At 71.2% G+C, this 13,359-nt stretch carries 11 protein-coding genes and 2 tRNA genes; 10 read left to right on the top strand and 3 right to left on the bottom strand.

The annotated features are described in order from the left end of the window. Positions 1 to 7: 7 nt before the first annotated feature. Entirely contained in the window at positions 8 to 688 is a 681-nt protein-coding gene (locus ACFVGW_RS28230; RefSeq protein ID WP_352186957.1) for an AIM24 family protein, read from the top strand. A gap of 19 nt (positions 689 to 707) precedes the next feature. Beyond that, on the top strand, positions 708 to 1,463 hold the full coding sequence (locus ACFVGW_RS28225; protein ID WP_352186958.1) for an AIM24 family protein: 756 nt from the start codon (positions 708 to 710) through the stop codon (positions 1,461 to 1,463). A gap of 62 nt (positions 1,464 to 1,525) precedes the next feature. Here ACFVGW_RS28225 and ACFVGW_RS28220 read toward each other — a convergent pair whose 3' ends face one another. Both ACFVGW_RS28220 and ACFVGW_RS28215 read right to left on the bottom strand, forming a co-directional pair. Beyond that, positions 1,526 to 2,047, bottom strand: coding sequence for an NUDIX hydrolase (locus ACFVGW_RS28220; RefSeq protein ID WP_385853913.1), 522 nt, complete (start codon positions 2,045 to 2,047; stop codon positions 1,526 to 1,528). Continuing rightward, the gene (locus tag ACFVGW_RS28215; RefSeq protein ID WP_385853912.1) at positions 2,044 to 3,483 is read right to left on the bottom strand and encodes a zinc-dependent metalloprotease; all 1,440 of its coding nucleotides are present in this window, start codon (positions 3,481 to 3,483) and stop codon (positions 2,044 to 2,046) included. The genes ACFVGW_RS28220 and ACFVGW_RS28215 overlap by 4 nt, the downstream gene beginning before the upstream one ends. Positions 3,484 to 3,693: 210 nt before the next feature. Here ACFVGW_RS28215 and ACFVGW_RS28210 point away from each other — a divergent pair, with 210 nt between their 5' ends. The 4 genes from ACFVGW_RS28210 to ACFVGW_RS28195 all read left to right on the top strand — a co-directional run bounded on the left by ACFVGW_RS28210 (position 3,694) and on the right by ACFVGW_RS28195 (position 7,081). Then, positions 3,694 to 4,803, top strand: coding sequence for an SDR family oxidoreductase (locus ACFVGW_RS28210; RefSeq protein ID WP_383228420.1), 1,110 nt, complete (start codon positions 3,694 to 3,696; stop codon positions 4,801 to 4,803). Positions 4,804 to 4,896: 93 nt separating this feature from the next. Further along, positions 4,897 to 5,358 (top strand): molybdenum cofactor biosynthesis protein MoaE, encoded by a 462-nt coding sequence (locus ACFVGW_RS28205; protein WP_383228421.1) that lies wholly within the window; start codon positions 4,897 to 4,899, stop codon positions 5,356 to 5,358. A 328-nt stretch (positions 5,359 to 5,686) separates the two neighbouring features. Next, positions 5,687 to 5,917, top strand: a complete 231-nt coding sequence (locus ACFVGW_RS28200; protein ID WP_383228423.1) for a hypothetical protein — start codon at positions 5,687 to 5,689, stop codon at positions 5,915 to 5,917. A gap of 75 nt (positions 5,918 to 5,992) precedes the next feature. Continuing rightward, a complete protein-coding gene (locus ACFVGW_RS28195; RefSeq protein WP_385853911.1) occupies positions 5,993 to 7,081 on the top strand; it encodes a PDZ domain-containing protein in 1,089 nt (362 codons plus the stop codon). Between the two features lie 74 nt (positions 7,082 to 7,155). Here the strand turns inward: ACFVGW_RS28195 and ACFVGW_RS28190 are convergent, their stop codons facing one another. Further along, on the bottom strand, positions 7,156 to 7,713 hold the full coding sequence (locus ACFVGW_RS28190; RefSeq protein ID WP_385853910.1) for a PPA1309 family protein: 558 nt from the start codon (positions 7,711 to 7,713) through the stop codon (positions 7,156 to 7,158). 135 nt (positions 7,714 to 7,848) lie between these two features. On the opposite strand from ACFVGW_RS28190, the gene ACFVGW_RS28185 reads away from it, so the two are divergent. The 4 genes from ACFVGW_RS28185 (at position 7,849) to ACFVGW_RS28170 (ending at position 13,243) form a co-directional block, all read left to right on the top strand. Continuing rightward, on the top strand, positions 7,849 to 10,827 hold the full coding sequence (locus ACFVGW_RS28185) for a UPF0182 family protein (protein ID WP_385853909.1): 2,979 nt from the start codon (positions 7,849 to 7,851) through the stop codon (positions 10,825 to 10,827). A gap of 50 nt (positions 10,828 to 10,877) precedes the next feature. Next, positions 10,878 to 10,951: transfer RNA gene (locus tag ACFVGW_RS28180), tRNA-Met, on the top strand. 207 nt (positions 10,952 to 11,158) lie between these two features. Then, complete coding sequence (locus tag ACFVGW_RS28175; protein ID WP_385853908.1) at positions 11,159 to 13,123, top strand: tetratricopeptide repeat protein; 1,965 nt, start codon at positions 11,159 to 11,161, stop codon at positions 13,121 to 13,123. A 46-nt stretch (positions 13,124 to 13,169) separates the two neighbouring features. Next, a tRNA-Met gene (locus ACFVGW_RS28170) sits at positions 13,170 to 13,243 on the top strand. Positions 13,244 to 13,359: the final 116 nt, after the last annotated feature.

Here is a 13,359-nt window from a genome sequence, read left to right as displayed (position 1 = left end):
CGAAACAATGAACCAGCAACTCGCGGGCTTCGCCCCGACCCCGATGGCGGCCCGGATGGAGAACCACGGCCGCGCCATGCTCAAGGTCGCCATGGCCTCCGGCCACGACCTGTACGCACGCACCGGCTCCATGGTCGCCTACGAGGGCTTCGTCACCTACGAGCCCAACCCGCCGGCCGCCCGCCAGGTCGCCCAGCAGTGGATCACCGGCGAGGGCGCGCCCATCATGAAGTGCTCCGGCGACGGCCTGCTCTACCTCGCCGACTACGGCGCGGACGTCGTCGTGATCAACCTCAACAACGACTCGCTCTCGGTCAACGGCACCAACCTGCTGGCCTTCGACGCACACCTCCAGTGGGGCGTCGAGAAGGTCAAGGGCCTCGCCAAGTTCGCCGGCCAGGGCCTGTTCAACGTCGAGATCGCCGGCACCGGCTGGGTCGCGATCACCTCGCGCGGCACGCCGATCGTCGTCGACTGCGGCCGCGGCGAGGACGAGACGTACGTCGACCCGGACGCGCTCGTCGCCTGGTCGCCGGCGCTCAAGGTCAAGGGCAAGCGCAGCTTCAAGGCCTCCTCCCTGATCGGGCGGGGCAGCGGCGAGGCGTTCCAGATGGCCTTCTCCGGCCAGGGCATCGTCGTCGTACAGCCGAGCGAGGACAGCACCGACCGCCTGCGGGTCCGGGGCTGAGGGGGAGCGAGAACACACCATGCAGAGCCCGCTTTTCAACTACGCCGAGCAGCAGAGCCAGGAACGGTACGTCATCCAGAACCCGCAGCTGCTGCGGGTGGCGCTGACCGGCTCGGACGACATCCTCGCCCGCAAGGGCGCCATGGTCGCCTACCAGGGACTCGTCGACTTCGACGGCGAGTACCAGACGTCCAGCCAGCGGCGCGCCCAGGCCCGGACCGGTGAGGGCCTCGACCTGATGCGCTGCTCCGGCCAGGGCACGGTCTACTTCGCCAACCTCGCCCAGTACATCCACGTCGTGGAGGTCGAGCAGGAGGGCATGACCGTCGACAGCGCCTACGTCCTGGCGCTCGACTCGACCCTGCACACCGAGGTCATCGCCGTCGACAGCCAGTACGGCGTCTCCGGCACCGGCAAGTACCAGCTCAACATCTCTGGCCGCGGCAAGGTCGCCCTGATGACCTCCGGCCAGCCGCTGATGATGCACGTCACGCCGGACAAGTACGTCAACGTCGACGCGGACGCGATCGTCGCCTGGTCCACCGGGCTGCGGGTGCAGATGCAGGCGCAGACGACCAACTCGAACATCCGCCGCCGCCGTGGCGACACGGGTGAGGGCTGGGAGCTCAGCTTCCTCGGACAGGGCTTCGCCCTCGTCCAGCCCAGCGAGGTCATGCCGCCGCAGCACGCCGCCATCGGCCAGGGCATCGCCGCCCAGTTCGGTGCCGGCCAGCACGGCTCCCGCGCCCAGAACCAGAACAACGCCTGGAACTGACGCGCCGTACGTGAGACACAGGTAAGGGGCGGCCTCCGTGGAGGCCGCCCCTAACACATGCGCTAGAGACGGGCGAGGGTGTCCCCCAGCAGCCGCACCACCGAGGTGTCGGCCACGGACGCCACCTCGTCGTACGCGAACCAGCGCAGGTCCAGCGACTCCTCGCTGATGGCCTCCACCGCGCCGGCCGGTGCCAGCGCCGCGTACTGGACGTCCAGATGCCAGTGACACGGCGCCGGGATCGGATGCCGGTCGAGCCGCACGGGGCCGCCGGGCAGCAGCGTGAGGCCGGGAATGCCGGACTCCTCCGTCGCCTCGCGCAGCGCCGCCTCCGCCAGCGTCGTGTCACCCGGCTCGCAGTGGCCGCCCATCTGCAGCCACATGCCGAGCTTCTTGTGCAGCGTCAGCAGGGCCCGCCCGCGCTCGGGGTCCACCACCAGCGCGCTGGCCGTCAGATGCCCGGCCCCGCACGCCTTCCACATTCCGTCCTCGTGCGCCGCGAGGTGGTCCAGATAGAGCCCGCGCAGCTCCTCCTGGCTCCCGTACGCCTTCAGTACGAGAACGGCGTCGTCGTGCAGGCTCACTTGGCGGTGTCGTCCTTGCCCTCGTCGTCGCCGTCCCCGCGGGCCGCCTCGCCGAGCATCTTGTCGATCTCCGAGAAGTCGAGGTGCTCGCGGTGGACGAAGCCGTCCGGGTCGTCCAGGTCGGAGGCCGTCGGCAGCATGTCCGGGTGGTGCCAGAGATCGTCACGGCCGTCGACCCCGCGCGCGTCCGTGAGCGAGGCCCACAGCCGCGAGGCGTCCCGCAGCCGGCGCGGACGCAGTTCGAGACCGATCAGCGTGGCGAAGGTCTGCTCCGCGGGGCCACCGCTGGCCCGGCGCCTGCGCAGCGTCTCGCGCAGCGCGTCCGCCGAGGTCAGACGGGACTTCGCGGCCTCGTGGACCACCGCGTCCACCCAGCCCTCGACCAGCGCTAGCGCCGTCTCCAGACGGGCCAGCGCGGCCTTCTGCTCCGGGGTGTCCTCGGGCTGGAACATGCCCTGCTGGAGCGCCTCCTGCAGCTGCTCCGGGTGCGTCGGGTCGAGCTGACCCACCGCCTCCTCCAGCTTCGAGGTGTCGACCTTGATCCCGCGGGCATAGCCCTCGACCGCGCCGAACAGATGCGAGCGCAGCCACGGCACATGGGCGAAGAGCCGCTGGTGGGCGGCCTCACGCAGGGCCAGGTAGAGCCGCACCTCGTCCTTGGGGACGCCCAGGTCCTTGCCGAACGCCTCGATGTTCAGCGGCAGCAGCGCCGCCTTGCCGGCCGGGCCCAGGGGCAGACCGACATCCGTCGAGCCGACGACCTCGCCGGCGAGCGCGCCGACGGCCTGACCGATCTGCTGGCCGAACATGGCGCCGCCCATCGACCGCATCATCCCGATCAGCGGGCCCGCCATGGCCTGCATCTCCTCGGGCAGCACATCGCCCATCGCCGTGCCGACCCGCTCGGCGACCGGGTCGACCAGCTGCTGCCAGGCCGGCAGCGTCGCCTCGACCCATTCCGCGCGGCTCCACGCCACGGCCGTGTTCGCCCCGGAGGGCAGCGAGGTCACACCGTCCAGCCACAGGTCGGCCAGGCGCACGGCCTCCTCGACCGCGGCCTTCTCGGCCGGACCCACACTGGCGTCCTTGGTGCCGTCGGACGTGCCCTGGGCGACCACCTGGCGCGCGATCTGCTTCGCCATGTCCCAGTTCACCGGACCGCCCTCGTACGAGAGCATCTGGCCGAGCTGCTGGAACGCGGCGCCCAGGTCGTTCGGATTCAGAGAGCCGAACATCGCGGCGAACGGATTGTCCGCGCCACCCGGACCGCCCATGCCCGGCAGACCGCCGAAGCCGAACGGATTGGCCCCGAACGGGTTGCCGCCGCCCTGGCCACCGGGCCCCTGGCCACCTCCGGCGGGGTCCTTCTTCTTGCCCTCGTCGCCGTTCTCCGGCTCCTCCGGCGGAAGGCCGAATCCGAATGGGGTGTCACTCACAGGTTTCCTCGGCTCGTAGGGCCGCCGGATTCCTTCCGACGGCGGCTTTCCCGGCTCGGCTCGATGCCCGGCTGCACACCACCAGCGTAGACATCCGGGCCGGATCCGGGCTCGGTGCTCCGCCGGGCCGTGCCCTGCGGCAGGATGGACGCCACCTGGTACGTACGCGTCATTCGGGTACGTACTGAAGACAACCGCTGGAGACGCCCGGTGAGTTCCCCAGATCCTCAGGTTCGCGCAGCGCGAAACATCTCGACCCGGCCCGCCGGGCGCGGCCCCGTGGTCGCCGTCACGGGCGCCGCCTCCGGGGTCGGCGCCCTGCTGACCGCACGCCTCGCCGCGTCCGAGGAGATCAAGCAGGTCGTCGCGATCGACGAACGCCGTGGCGAGGTCTCCGAGGCGCAGTGGCACATCCTCGACGTGCGCGACCCGGCGATCGCCGAGAAGCTGCGCGGCGCGGACGTGGTCGTGCACCTCGCCGTCGACCTCGACCTGGAATCCGACGCGGCCGCCCGAACGGCCTACAACGTGCGCGGCGCGCAGACCGTCCTGACGGCCGCCGCGGCCGCGGGCGTGCACCGTGTGGTGCTCTGCACCTCGGCGATGGTCTACGGCGCGCTGCCCGACAACGACATCCCCCTCTCCGAGGACGCCGAGCTGCGGGCGACCGCCGAGGCCACCGGCGTCGGCGACATGCTGGAGATCGAGCGGCTCGGCCGCCGCGCGCCCCGCGCCCACCCCGGCCTCCAGGTCACCGTGGTCAGGCCGGCGGTCCTGGTCGGCGGCACGGACACCGCCCTGACCCGCTACTTCGAGTCGCCCCGGCTGCTCGTCGTGGCCGGCTCCCGCCCCACCTGGCAGTTCTGCCACGTCGAGGACCTGGTCAGCGCGCTGGAGTACGCGGCGCTCGAGAAGGTCGACGGGGAGTTCGCGGTCGGCTGCGACGGCTGGCTCGAACAGGAGGAGGTCGAGGAGCTCTCCGGGATCCGGCGGATGGAGCTGCCCTCCGCGGTCGCCCTCGGCGCGGCGGCCCGGCTGCACCGGATCGGGCTCACCCCGTCCCCGGCCGGGGACCTCGCCTACACGATGCACCCCTGGGTGGTCAGCGTCGGACGGCTGCACGACGCGGGCTGGCGGCCCACGTGGACCAACGAGGAGGTGCTCGCCGCGCTCCTGGAGGAGGTCGAGGGCCGGCACACCGTCGCGGGCCGCCGGCTCGGCCGCAAGGACGCGACGGCGGCGGGAGCGGCCGGTGCGACGGTGGCGCTGCTCGGCACGGCGGCGCTCGTGCGCCAGATGCGGAAGCGGCGTGGCATGTAGCGGGCGGAGCTGTAGGACCCTCCTACGGAGGGTCGGGTCCACCGGCGGAAAGCGCTATTCCGCGATGTCCGTGCGGTACGGCACCATGGGCGCATGGCACGCACCCACGACCACCCCGGCGAGCAGACCGCGGCGGACCCGATCAAGCTCCTCGCGATCCGTGACACCCCGCTCTCGGTCGACGAGGTCTTCCGTGCCGTCGGCGACGACGCGGCCGGCGGCATGACGCTCTTCGTGGGCACGGTGCGCAACCACGACGGAGGCGCCGACGTCGACGCGCTCGGGTACTCCTGCCACCCCTCCGCCGAGGACGAGCTGCGCCGGGTCGCCGAGAAGGTCGTCGCCGACTACCCGGTCCGCGCGCTGGCCGCGGTCCACCGGGTGGGCGATCTGAGCGTCGGTGATCTCGCGGTCGTCGTCGCGGTCTCCTGCCCGCACCGCGGCGAGGCCTTCGAGGCCTGCCGCAAGCTCATCGACGACCTCAAGCACGAGGTCCCCATCTGGAAGCACCAGACGTTCTCGGACGGCACCGAGGAGTGGGTCGGCGCCTGCTGAGCGTCCACCCCGTGTCTGGGGGTCCCCCCGGACGGAGTCTGGGGGAGGGTGGGCGCCTGCTGAGCGTCCACCCCGTGTCTGGGGGTCCCCCCGGACGGAGTCTGGGGGAGCGTCGGCGCCTGCTGACCGTCCACCCGCACAGCCCCCCACGCCTCCACCCGCACAGCCCCACGCCTCCGCCGCAAGGCGCCGCGCCGACGTGCGGTAGTCGAACGCCCCGATTTGCGTAACCGGCCCCCCGGCAGCAGCGTTGATGCTGCAGATCGTTAGTCTGCTGATCGGCCGGTCGCGGTCGGTTGCGGTCGCTCATTGGGGATGGGAGGTCGGGATGGCAGTCCTCGCGTGGTTGCTGATTCCGCTTGTCGCAGTCGTCGGCGCGGCGATATGGGGAAGCTGGACCCAGCGGAACAAGACCATCGGAGACGTGGCCGAGCTCGCCGGCTACGCACGGTTCAGGGACGCCATGGAGCGTTCCCACGTCGCCCTCGCGGCCGCCGAGCCCGAGATGGCTCCGGCCGCGCCCTCGTCCCCCGTACGCAGTAGTCACGTCTCCGGCTGAGTCCCACCCGTCGGCCCGCCTCGTACGGACCCGCCCCACGGGTGCACTCACAGACCGGTCCCGTACTGTCGTTCCATGCCACGCCGCACCGCGACGATGCTCGCCTCCACCCTGGTCCTGATCACCCTGCTCTGTGTGGGCGTCCTGGTCCCGGTGCCGTACGCGGAGATGAGCCCCGGCCCGACGGTCAACACCCTCGGGGAGGCCGCGGGCGAACCCGTCCTTCAGGTCTCGGGGCGCAAGACGTACCCCACCGACGGGCATCTCAACATGACGACCGTCCGCGTCACCAGCGCGGACTACCGGATGAACGTGGTCGAGGCGGTCTACGGCTGGCTCGCCCACGACAACGTGGTCGTTCCCAAGGAGACCCTCTACCCGGACGGCAAGACCGAGGAGGAGTCGACCCAGGAGAACGCCGAGGAGTTCAGCCAGTCCCAGGAGAGCGCCAAGGTCGCCGCCCTCGGTGAGCTGGGCATCCCGGTGACCACCCGGGTCGTCGTCGCCTCCGTCGTCAAGGACAGCCCCGCCCAGGGCGAGCTGCACGCCGGGGACGTCGTGAAGGCCGTGGACGGCGTGCCCGTCAAGGAGCCGGGGGACGTCGCCAAGCAGGTGACCACGCACGAGCCGGGCGAGAAGGTCGACTTCACGATCGTCCCCGCCAAGGAGGCGGAGGCGGCGGAGAAGGCCGGCAAGGAGCCCACCGCCACCGAGAAGGTCTCCGTCACCACGGTGAAGTCCCAGGAGGGCGACCGGGCGATCGTCGGCATCCAGGCCGGCACCGACCACGTCTTCCCGTTCACGATCGACATCAAGCTCGCCGACGTCGGCGGCCCCAGCGCCGGACTGATGTTCGCGCTCGGCATCGTCGACAAGCTGACGCCGGAGAGCCTCACCGACGGCAAGTTCATCGCCGGCACCGGGACCATCGACGAGAAGGGCCAGGTCGGCCCCATCGGCGGCATCCAGATGAAGCTCGTCGGCGCGCGCAACGCAGGCGCCCGGTACTTCCTCACCCCGGCCGACAACTGCGCCACCGCCGCCTCCGACGTCCCCGACGGCCTCACCCTGATCAAGGTGAACACCATCGACGACGCGACGAAGTCGCTGGAGAAGCTCCGCGCCGGGGACACGAAGAACCTCCCGAGCTGCTCGAAGAGCTAGAACGGAGCCCGTTACGGAGAAGGGGGCGCCCCGGTCCACCGACCGGGGCGCCCCCTTCCGCGTACGCGGGTGTCTCAGCCCTCGAAGGTCGCCGCCAGGGCCTCCGCGAGCCCCGGCACCAGGTCGGCGCCCGTCAGCACCTCGTTCGGGGAGTCCTTCTCGCGCAGCCGGATCGCCGCCTCCCGCGCGCCGTCACGGAGCACGGCGACGGTCATCCGGACCTCCTGGCGGTCGGGGTGCCGGGCCACCCACTTCGCCAGAGCGGCGTCGTTCAAGCCCTCCGGCACGGACGCCTCGGCCGACGGCGGGAGCATCAGCCGCTCCACCGTCAGCGCGCAGCCGACCACGGCGTCCGGCCAGGCGATCGTGCCGAGGAACTCGTCGAGGGGCTTCCCCTTCGGCAGTTCCTCCTGCTCGATGGGGGTGTAGGCGGCGGCCGCCTCGTCGCCTTCGAGGCCGAGCTGGGAGGCGAGTCCCGGCTCCTGGGCACGCAGTCGGGCGGTGTCGACCAGGGCGAAGAGCCGGGCCGGACGGTCCCAGCCGAGGCCGGAGGCGTACTCGTCGATCTCGAGCACCGCGCGGGTGAGGGGGCTGGCGGCCATGGGGGTGCCGGAGGGGGAAACGTTGGACATGGACAACATCCTGCCTCCTCTTCCCCCGAAGACGGGAACTAGGTAAAGCCTCAGTAAGTTGCATCAGTGGGCTCTACGATCGCGGGGCCTGCTTTATCGACGCATCAACCTGAGGGGCGCACGTTGGCTTTCCAGATGCCCGACCGCGGAGGCGGCGGAGGTCCGTCCGGGCCAAGGATCAGAGTCGGCCGGCCGTCCCGGCGGGCCCGCACGCTGCTCATGACCCTGGGTGTGCTGGCCGTTCTGGCCATGGTGTTCGTCATGTTCGCCGGGTTCTGGACGGACTGGCTCTGGTACCGCTCCGTCCAGTACTCGTCCGTGTTCACCACCACGCTGTGGACCAAGATCGGCCTGTTCGCCGTCTTCGGTCTGCTGATGGCGCTCGCCGTCGGGTTCAACATCTGGCTGGCGCACCGGCTCCGGCCGCCGCTGAGCGCGATGTCGCTGGAGCAGCAGAGCCTCGACCGGTACCGGATGGGTCTGGCGCCCTACAAGAAGTGGGTGCTCCTCGCGATCACCGCGCTCGTCGGCCTGATCGCGGGCGCCTCGGCCTCCGGCCAGTGGCGGACCTGGCTCATGTGGGTCAACGGCGTGTCGTTCGGCCAGAAGGACCCCCAGTTCCAGCTGGACGTGTCGTTCTACGCCTTCGACCTGCCCTGGTACCGCTCGCTGCTGGCCTTCGGCTTCGCCGCCGCCGTCCTGTCGCTGGTGGCCGCCGCGCTGACGCACTACCTGTACGGCGGGCTGCGCGTCACCAGCCCCGGTGCCCGCGCCACCGCCGCCGCGACGGGCCACCTGTCGGTGCTCCTGGGCGTCTTCGTCTCCCTCAAGGCCGTGGCGTACTGGCTCGACCGGTACGGCCTCGCCGTGAAGTCCAGCGACTTCAAGGCGGCCGGCAACTGGACGGGTCTGCGGTACGTCGACGCCAACGCCTACCTGCCGGCGAAGACGATCCTGTTCTGCATCGCCGTGATCTGCGCCGTGCTCTTCTTCGCGACGCTGTGGCGCCGCACCTGGCAGCTGCCCGTGATCGGCTTCGGCCTCATGGTCCTGTCGGCGATCCTGATCGGCGGCCTGTACCCGGCCATCGTGCAGAAGTTCCAGGTCCAGCCGAACGAGCAGGCCAAGGAAGCGCCGTACATCCAGAAGAACATCGATGCCACGCGCAAGGCGTACGCCATCGACGGCACCGAGCCGGAGAACTACTCGGGCAAGTCGACGGTCAAGGCCAAGGACCAGCTCCGCGCGAACTCGGACACGGCGGCCAGCTACCGGCTGATCGACCCGAACATCGTCTCGCCGACGTTCCAGCAGCTGGAGCAGAAGCGGAAGTACTACCAGTTCCCGACCACCCTCGACGTCGACCGCTACAAGGGCCAGGACACCGTCGTCGGCCTGCGTGAGCTCAACATCAAGGGCATCCCGAAGCGGAACTGGATCAACGACCACTTCACGTACACCCACGGCTACGGCGCGATCATGGCCGCGGGCACGCAGACGGACGCCAACGGCTCCCCGGTCTTCACCGAGGCCGGCCTGCCGACCACCGGGATGCTCGGCCCGTACCAGCAGCGGATCTACTACGGCGAGAAGACGGATCAGTACTCGATCGTCGGCGGCCCGCAGAAGGAGCTGGACTACGAGGAGAACGGCGAGAAGACCACCAGCTACGAGGGCAAGAGCGGGGTCAACCTCTCCAACACGTTCAACCGCGCCGCGTACGCGGTGGCGTTCAGCGAGCCGCAGATCCTCTACTCGGGGGCCATCGGCGACGGCTCGCGGATCCTCTACAACCGGACGCCCAAGGAGCGCGTCGAGGCGGTGGCACCCTGGCTGACCATCGACGGCGACGCCTACCCGGCCGTCGTCGGCGGCAAGATCCAGTGGATCGTCGACGCGTACACGACCACGAACGGCTACCCGTACGCCTCGCGCACCACGCTCGGCGACACCACGGCGGACTCCCTGACCGTGGGCAACCAGCAGCGCGCGGTGGTCGCCCAGCAGAACCAGGTCAACTACATCCGTAACTCGGTGAAGGCCACCGTCGACGCCTACGACGGCACGGTGACCCTCTACGAGTGGGACACGAAGGACCCGGTCCTCAAGACGTGGATGAAGGCGTTCCCGGACACCGTCCAGCCGCGTGAGTCGATCAAGCCCGACCTGATGCAGCACCTGCGGTACCCGCAGGACATGTTCAAGGTCCAGCGCGAACTGCTCACCCGGTACCACGTGAAGGACCCGGCGCAGTTCTACAGCGGCTCGGACGCCTGGCAGGTGCCGGACGACCCGACCAACAAGGACGGCAACGCGGTTCCGCCGTACTACCTGAGCATGAAGATGCCCGGGGACAAGCAGCAGCAGTTCTCGCTGACGACGACGTTCACCCCCAACGGGCGGCCCAACCTGGGCGGCTTCATGGCGGTCGACGCCGACGCCGGCTCCAAGGACTACGGCCGCATAAGGCTGTTGAGAGTCACCTCCGAGGTCCCGGGACCCGAACAGGTGCAGAACAAGCTCAACAGCCTTCCGTCGGTGGCCACCTTCGTCCGTGACATGAAGGGCGCCGACTCCGACATCCAGTACGGAAACCTGCTGACGGTGCCGCTCGACGGCGGCTTCCTGTACGTCGAGCCGGTGTACGCCCAGGGCCGCAACGCGCACTACCCGCTGCTGAAGAAGGTCGCGGTGTCATACGTGGACGCGGACCAGCCGGACGGTGACACCACCAAGGACACCACGGTGTTCGAGGACAACCTCACCGACGCGCTGAACGCGGTCTTCGGGGTGGACGGCGCCACGCCGCCCGAGCAGCCCGAGCAGCCGGGCACCAAGCCGCCGACGACGCCGACGACCAACGACGCCGCGCTGAAGCAGGCCATCGCCGACGCGCAGAAGGCGATGGACGACGGTGAGGCGGCTCTGCAGAAGGGGGACTGGACCGCGTACGGCAAGGCCCAGGAAGCCCTGCAGGACGCCCTCCAGCGGGCCGCTGAGGCGGGCGCGAAGCTGCCCTCGACGGACCAGAAGCCGGGCGGTACGGCACCGAAGCCGGGGGCGACCCCGTCCACCGAGCCGACGCCGTCGTCGAGCGCGAGCCCGGCCGGCTGACCGGCTGGTCGGGAGCCACCCCGCGTCGTGATACCTTAAAGGCACAACGACGCGGGGTGGAGCAGCTCGGTAGCTCGCTGGGCTCATAACCCAGAGGTCGCAGGTTCAAATCCTGTCCCCGCTACTGAAGACTAGGGCCCGGATCCTTCAGGATCCGGGCCCTAGTCGTGTGTCCCCGAGGGGCGTGCGACGCCCCGAAGAGCAGTGGGGAGGGGGCGAGTTGAGGTGAGTCGTGTTTGACTTATCTCTCTGTGGGCATGTCGACAAAACGCTGAAGTGACCTCACTGGCTGCGGTATACCAGGTGTACGCGCGTTGCGGGTGGTGCGACGATGGTTTTTATGGGGGACAGGGCAACTCTGTTGGAGACAGGGCGGTTTGTGCAGCGGCACGCTCGACGTGCCGCAGATGACATCATCGAGGCCGCGGTGGCCGTCGATGCGGCCGTCGACACCACCGCCGACACGGAGACCGAGAGCGACACGGAGACCGAGGCGCGCCACCGTCGCGCCGCTGAGAACGGCGACGCCGCGTCCATGAGCGTGCTCGGCGCGCTGCTGCTGCGCCGCGGCGACCTGGACGGTGCCGAGCCCTATCTGCGCGGCGCCACGGCCGAGGGGGACCGCGCCGCCGCCAACAACCTGGGCGTCCTGCTGCACCAGCGCGGGTACGCGGAGGAGGCCGCCGGCTGGTGGCGGGTCGCCGCCGTCGGGGGCTCCGCGCCCGCCGCTCACGCGCTCGGCCGCCACCACCGCGAGCGCGGCGACGAGCCCGCCGCCGAGTACTGGCTGCGCCAGTCCGCCGAGCAGGGCCACGCCCTGGGCGCGTACGCCCTCGCCGACCTCCTGGAGCACCGCAGTGACGTCGGCGCCGAGCGGTGGCTCCGCGCCGCCGCCGAGCAGGGCCACCGCGAGGCCGCCTACCGCCTCGCCCTGGCCCTGGAGCGGCGCGCGACGGAGACCGAAGGCCCGGCCCGCCTGAGCGGCGCCGCGGCCGGTAAGGCGCCTGCCACGGCTCCCGATGCGCTGCCCGGACCTGCTTCCGGCCCGGCGTCCGGCGACGACGCCCCCACCACTCCGCCCGTCGGGGAGCTGGGCGAGGCCGAGCAGTGGTTCCGGCAGGCCGCCGCGCGCGGGCACCGCCGGGCCGCGCTGCACCTCGGCGCGCTCCTGGAGAAGCGCGGCGAGCTCAAGGAGGCGGGCCGCTGGTACCTGAGCTCCGCCAAGGAGGGCGAGGCGAAGGCCGCCTGCGCTCTCGGCTTCCTGCTGCGCGACGCCGGGGACGAGGAGAGTGCCGCCGTCTGGTGGCTGCGCGCCGCCCAGGACGGCGATGGCAACGCTGCCAACGCCCTCGGCGCCCTGCACGCCGCCCGCGGCGAGCAGCAGACCGCCGAACGCTGGTACCGCGCCGCGATGGACGCGGGCGACGTCAACGGGGCGTACAACCTCGGGCTGCTCTGCGCCGCCCAGGACCGCACCCAGCAGGCCGAGCAGTGGTACCGCCGCGCCGCCTACGCGGGACACCGCGAGGCCGCCAACGCGCTCGCCGTGCTCCTCCTCCAGGCCGGCGACGCCAACGGCGCCGAGCCCTGGTTCTCCAAGGCCGCCGAGGCCGGCAGCGTCGACGCCGCCTTCAACCTCGGCATCCTCTACGCGGGTCGCGACGACGACCGTACGGCGCTGAGCTGGTACGAGCGCGCGGCGGCGGCCGGGCACACCGAGGCCGCCCTCCAGGTCGGCATCGCCTGCCTGCGGGACGGCGACGAGCAGACCGCCGAGCGCCATCTGCGGTGCGCGGCGGGAGGTGGCAGCGCCGAGGCGGCCTTCCGGCTGGCGAGCGTCCTCGACGCGCGCCGCCCGCAGCCCGGTCCGCCCGCGCTCGGCGCCCCGCGCGAGGAGAAGACCGAGTGCGAGGAGTGGTACGAGCGTGCCGCCCAGCAGGGGCACCGGCGCGCGCAGGTACGGGTGGGCATGCTGGCCGCGGCCCGCGGCGACGTGGCGGAGGCGGCCCACTGGTACCGCGAGGCGGCGGAGGCGGGCAGCCGTAACGGCGCCTTCAACCTCGGCCTGCTCCTGGCCCGTGAGGGAAGCGAGCGCGAGGCCGCCCTGTGGTGGACCCGCGCCGCCCGTGCCGGACACGGGCGCGCCGCGCTGCGGCTCGCGCTGCTCGCGGCACGGCGCGGGGAGCTGACGGAGGGCAGGCACTGGTGCGCGCGGGCCGTGGAGCTGGGTCCCGCGGAGGTGGCCGAGAGGGCCGCGCGGCTGAGCGAGGCGCTGCACCAGGAGCTCACCGCTTAAGCGATTTGCGCTGGTCGTGGCCGTCCCGTAAGGTTGGGTTCACCGACGCGGGGTGGAGCAGCTCGGTAGCTCGCTGGGCTCATAACCCAGAGGTCGCAGGTTCAAATCCTGTCCCCGCTACTCAGTAGCAACGAAGGCCCGGATCCTCAGGATCCGGGCCTTCGTCGTGTCCGCGTAGGCGTCGACGGCTCACGACGTCCGCGGCACACGACGAAGCCCCCCACCGAAGTGGGGGG

This window comes from Streptomyces sp. NPDC127129 (assembly GCF_042671585.1).
Taxonomy (GTDB): domain Bacteria; phylum Actinomycetota; class Actinomycetes; order Streptomycetales; family Streptomycetaceae; genus Streptomyces.
This window is presented reverse-complemented; position numbering and strand designations above follow the sequence as displayed.

Excerpts from the sequence above, each read along its gene's own strand:
- ACFVGW_RS28230 (WP_352186957.1), top strand. The coding sequence starts at position 8 with ATGAACCAGCAACTCGCGGGCTTCGCCCCGACCCCGATGGCGGCCCGG.
- ACFVGW_RS28225 (WP_352186958.1), top strand. The coding sequence starts at position 708 with ATGCAGAGCCCGCTTTTCAACTACGCCGAGCAGCAGAGCCAGGAACGG.
- ACFVGW_RS28205 (WP_383228421.1), top strand. The coding sequence starts at position 4,897 with ATGGCACGCACCCACGACCACCCCGGCGAGCAGACCGCGGCGGACCCG.
- ACFVGW_RS28200 (WP_383228423.1), top strand. The coding sequence starts at position 5,687 with ATGGCAGTCCTCGCGTGGTTGCTGATTCCGCTTGTCGCAGTCGTCGGC.
- ACFVGW_RS28195 (WP_385853911.1), top strand. The coding sequence starts at position 5,993 with ATGCCACGCCGCACCGCGACGATGCTCGCCTCCACCCTGGTCCTGATC.
- ACFVGW_RS28190 (WP_385853910.1), bottom strand. The coding sequence starts at position 7,713 with ATGTCCAACGTTTCCCCCTCCGGCACCCCCATGGCCGCCAGCCCCCTC.
- ACFVGW_RS28185 (WP_385853909.1), top strand. The coding sequence starts at position 7,849 with ATGCCCGACCGCGGAGGCGGCGGAGGTCCGTCCGGGCCAAGGATCAGA.
- ACFVGW_RS28175 (WP_385853908.1), top strand. The coding sequence starts at position 11,159 with ATGGTTTTTATGGGGGACAGGGCAACTCTGTTGGAGACAGGGCGGTTT.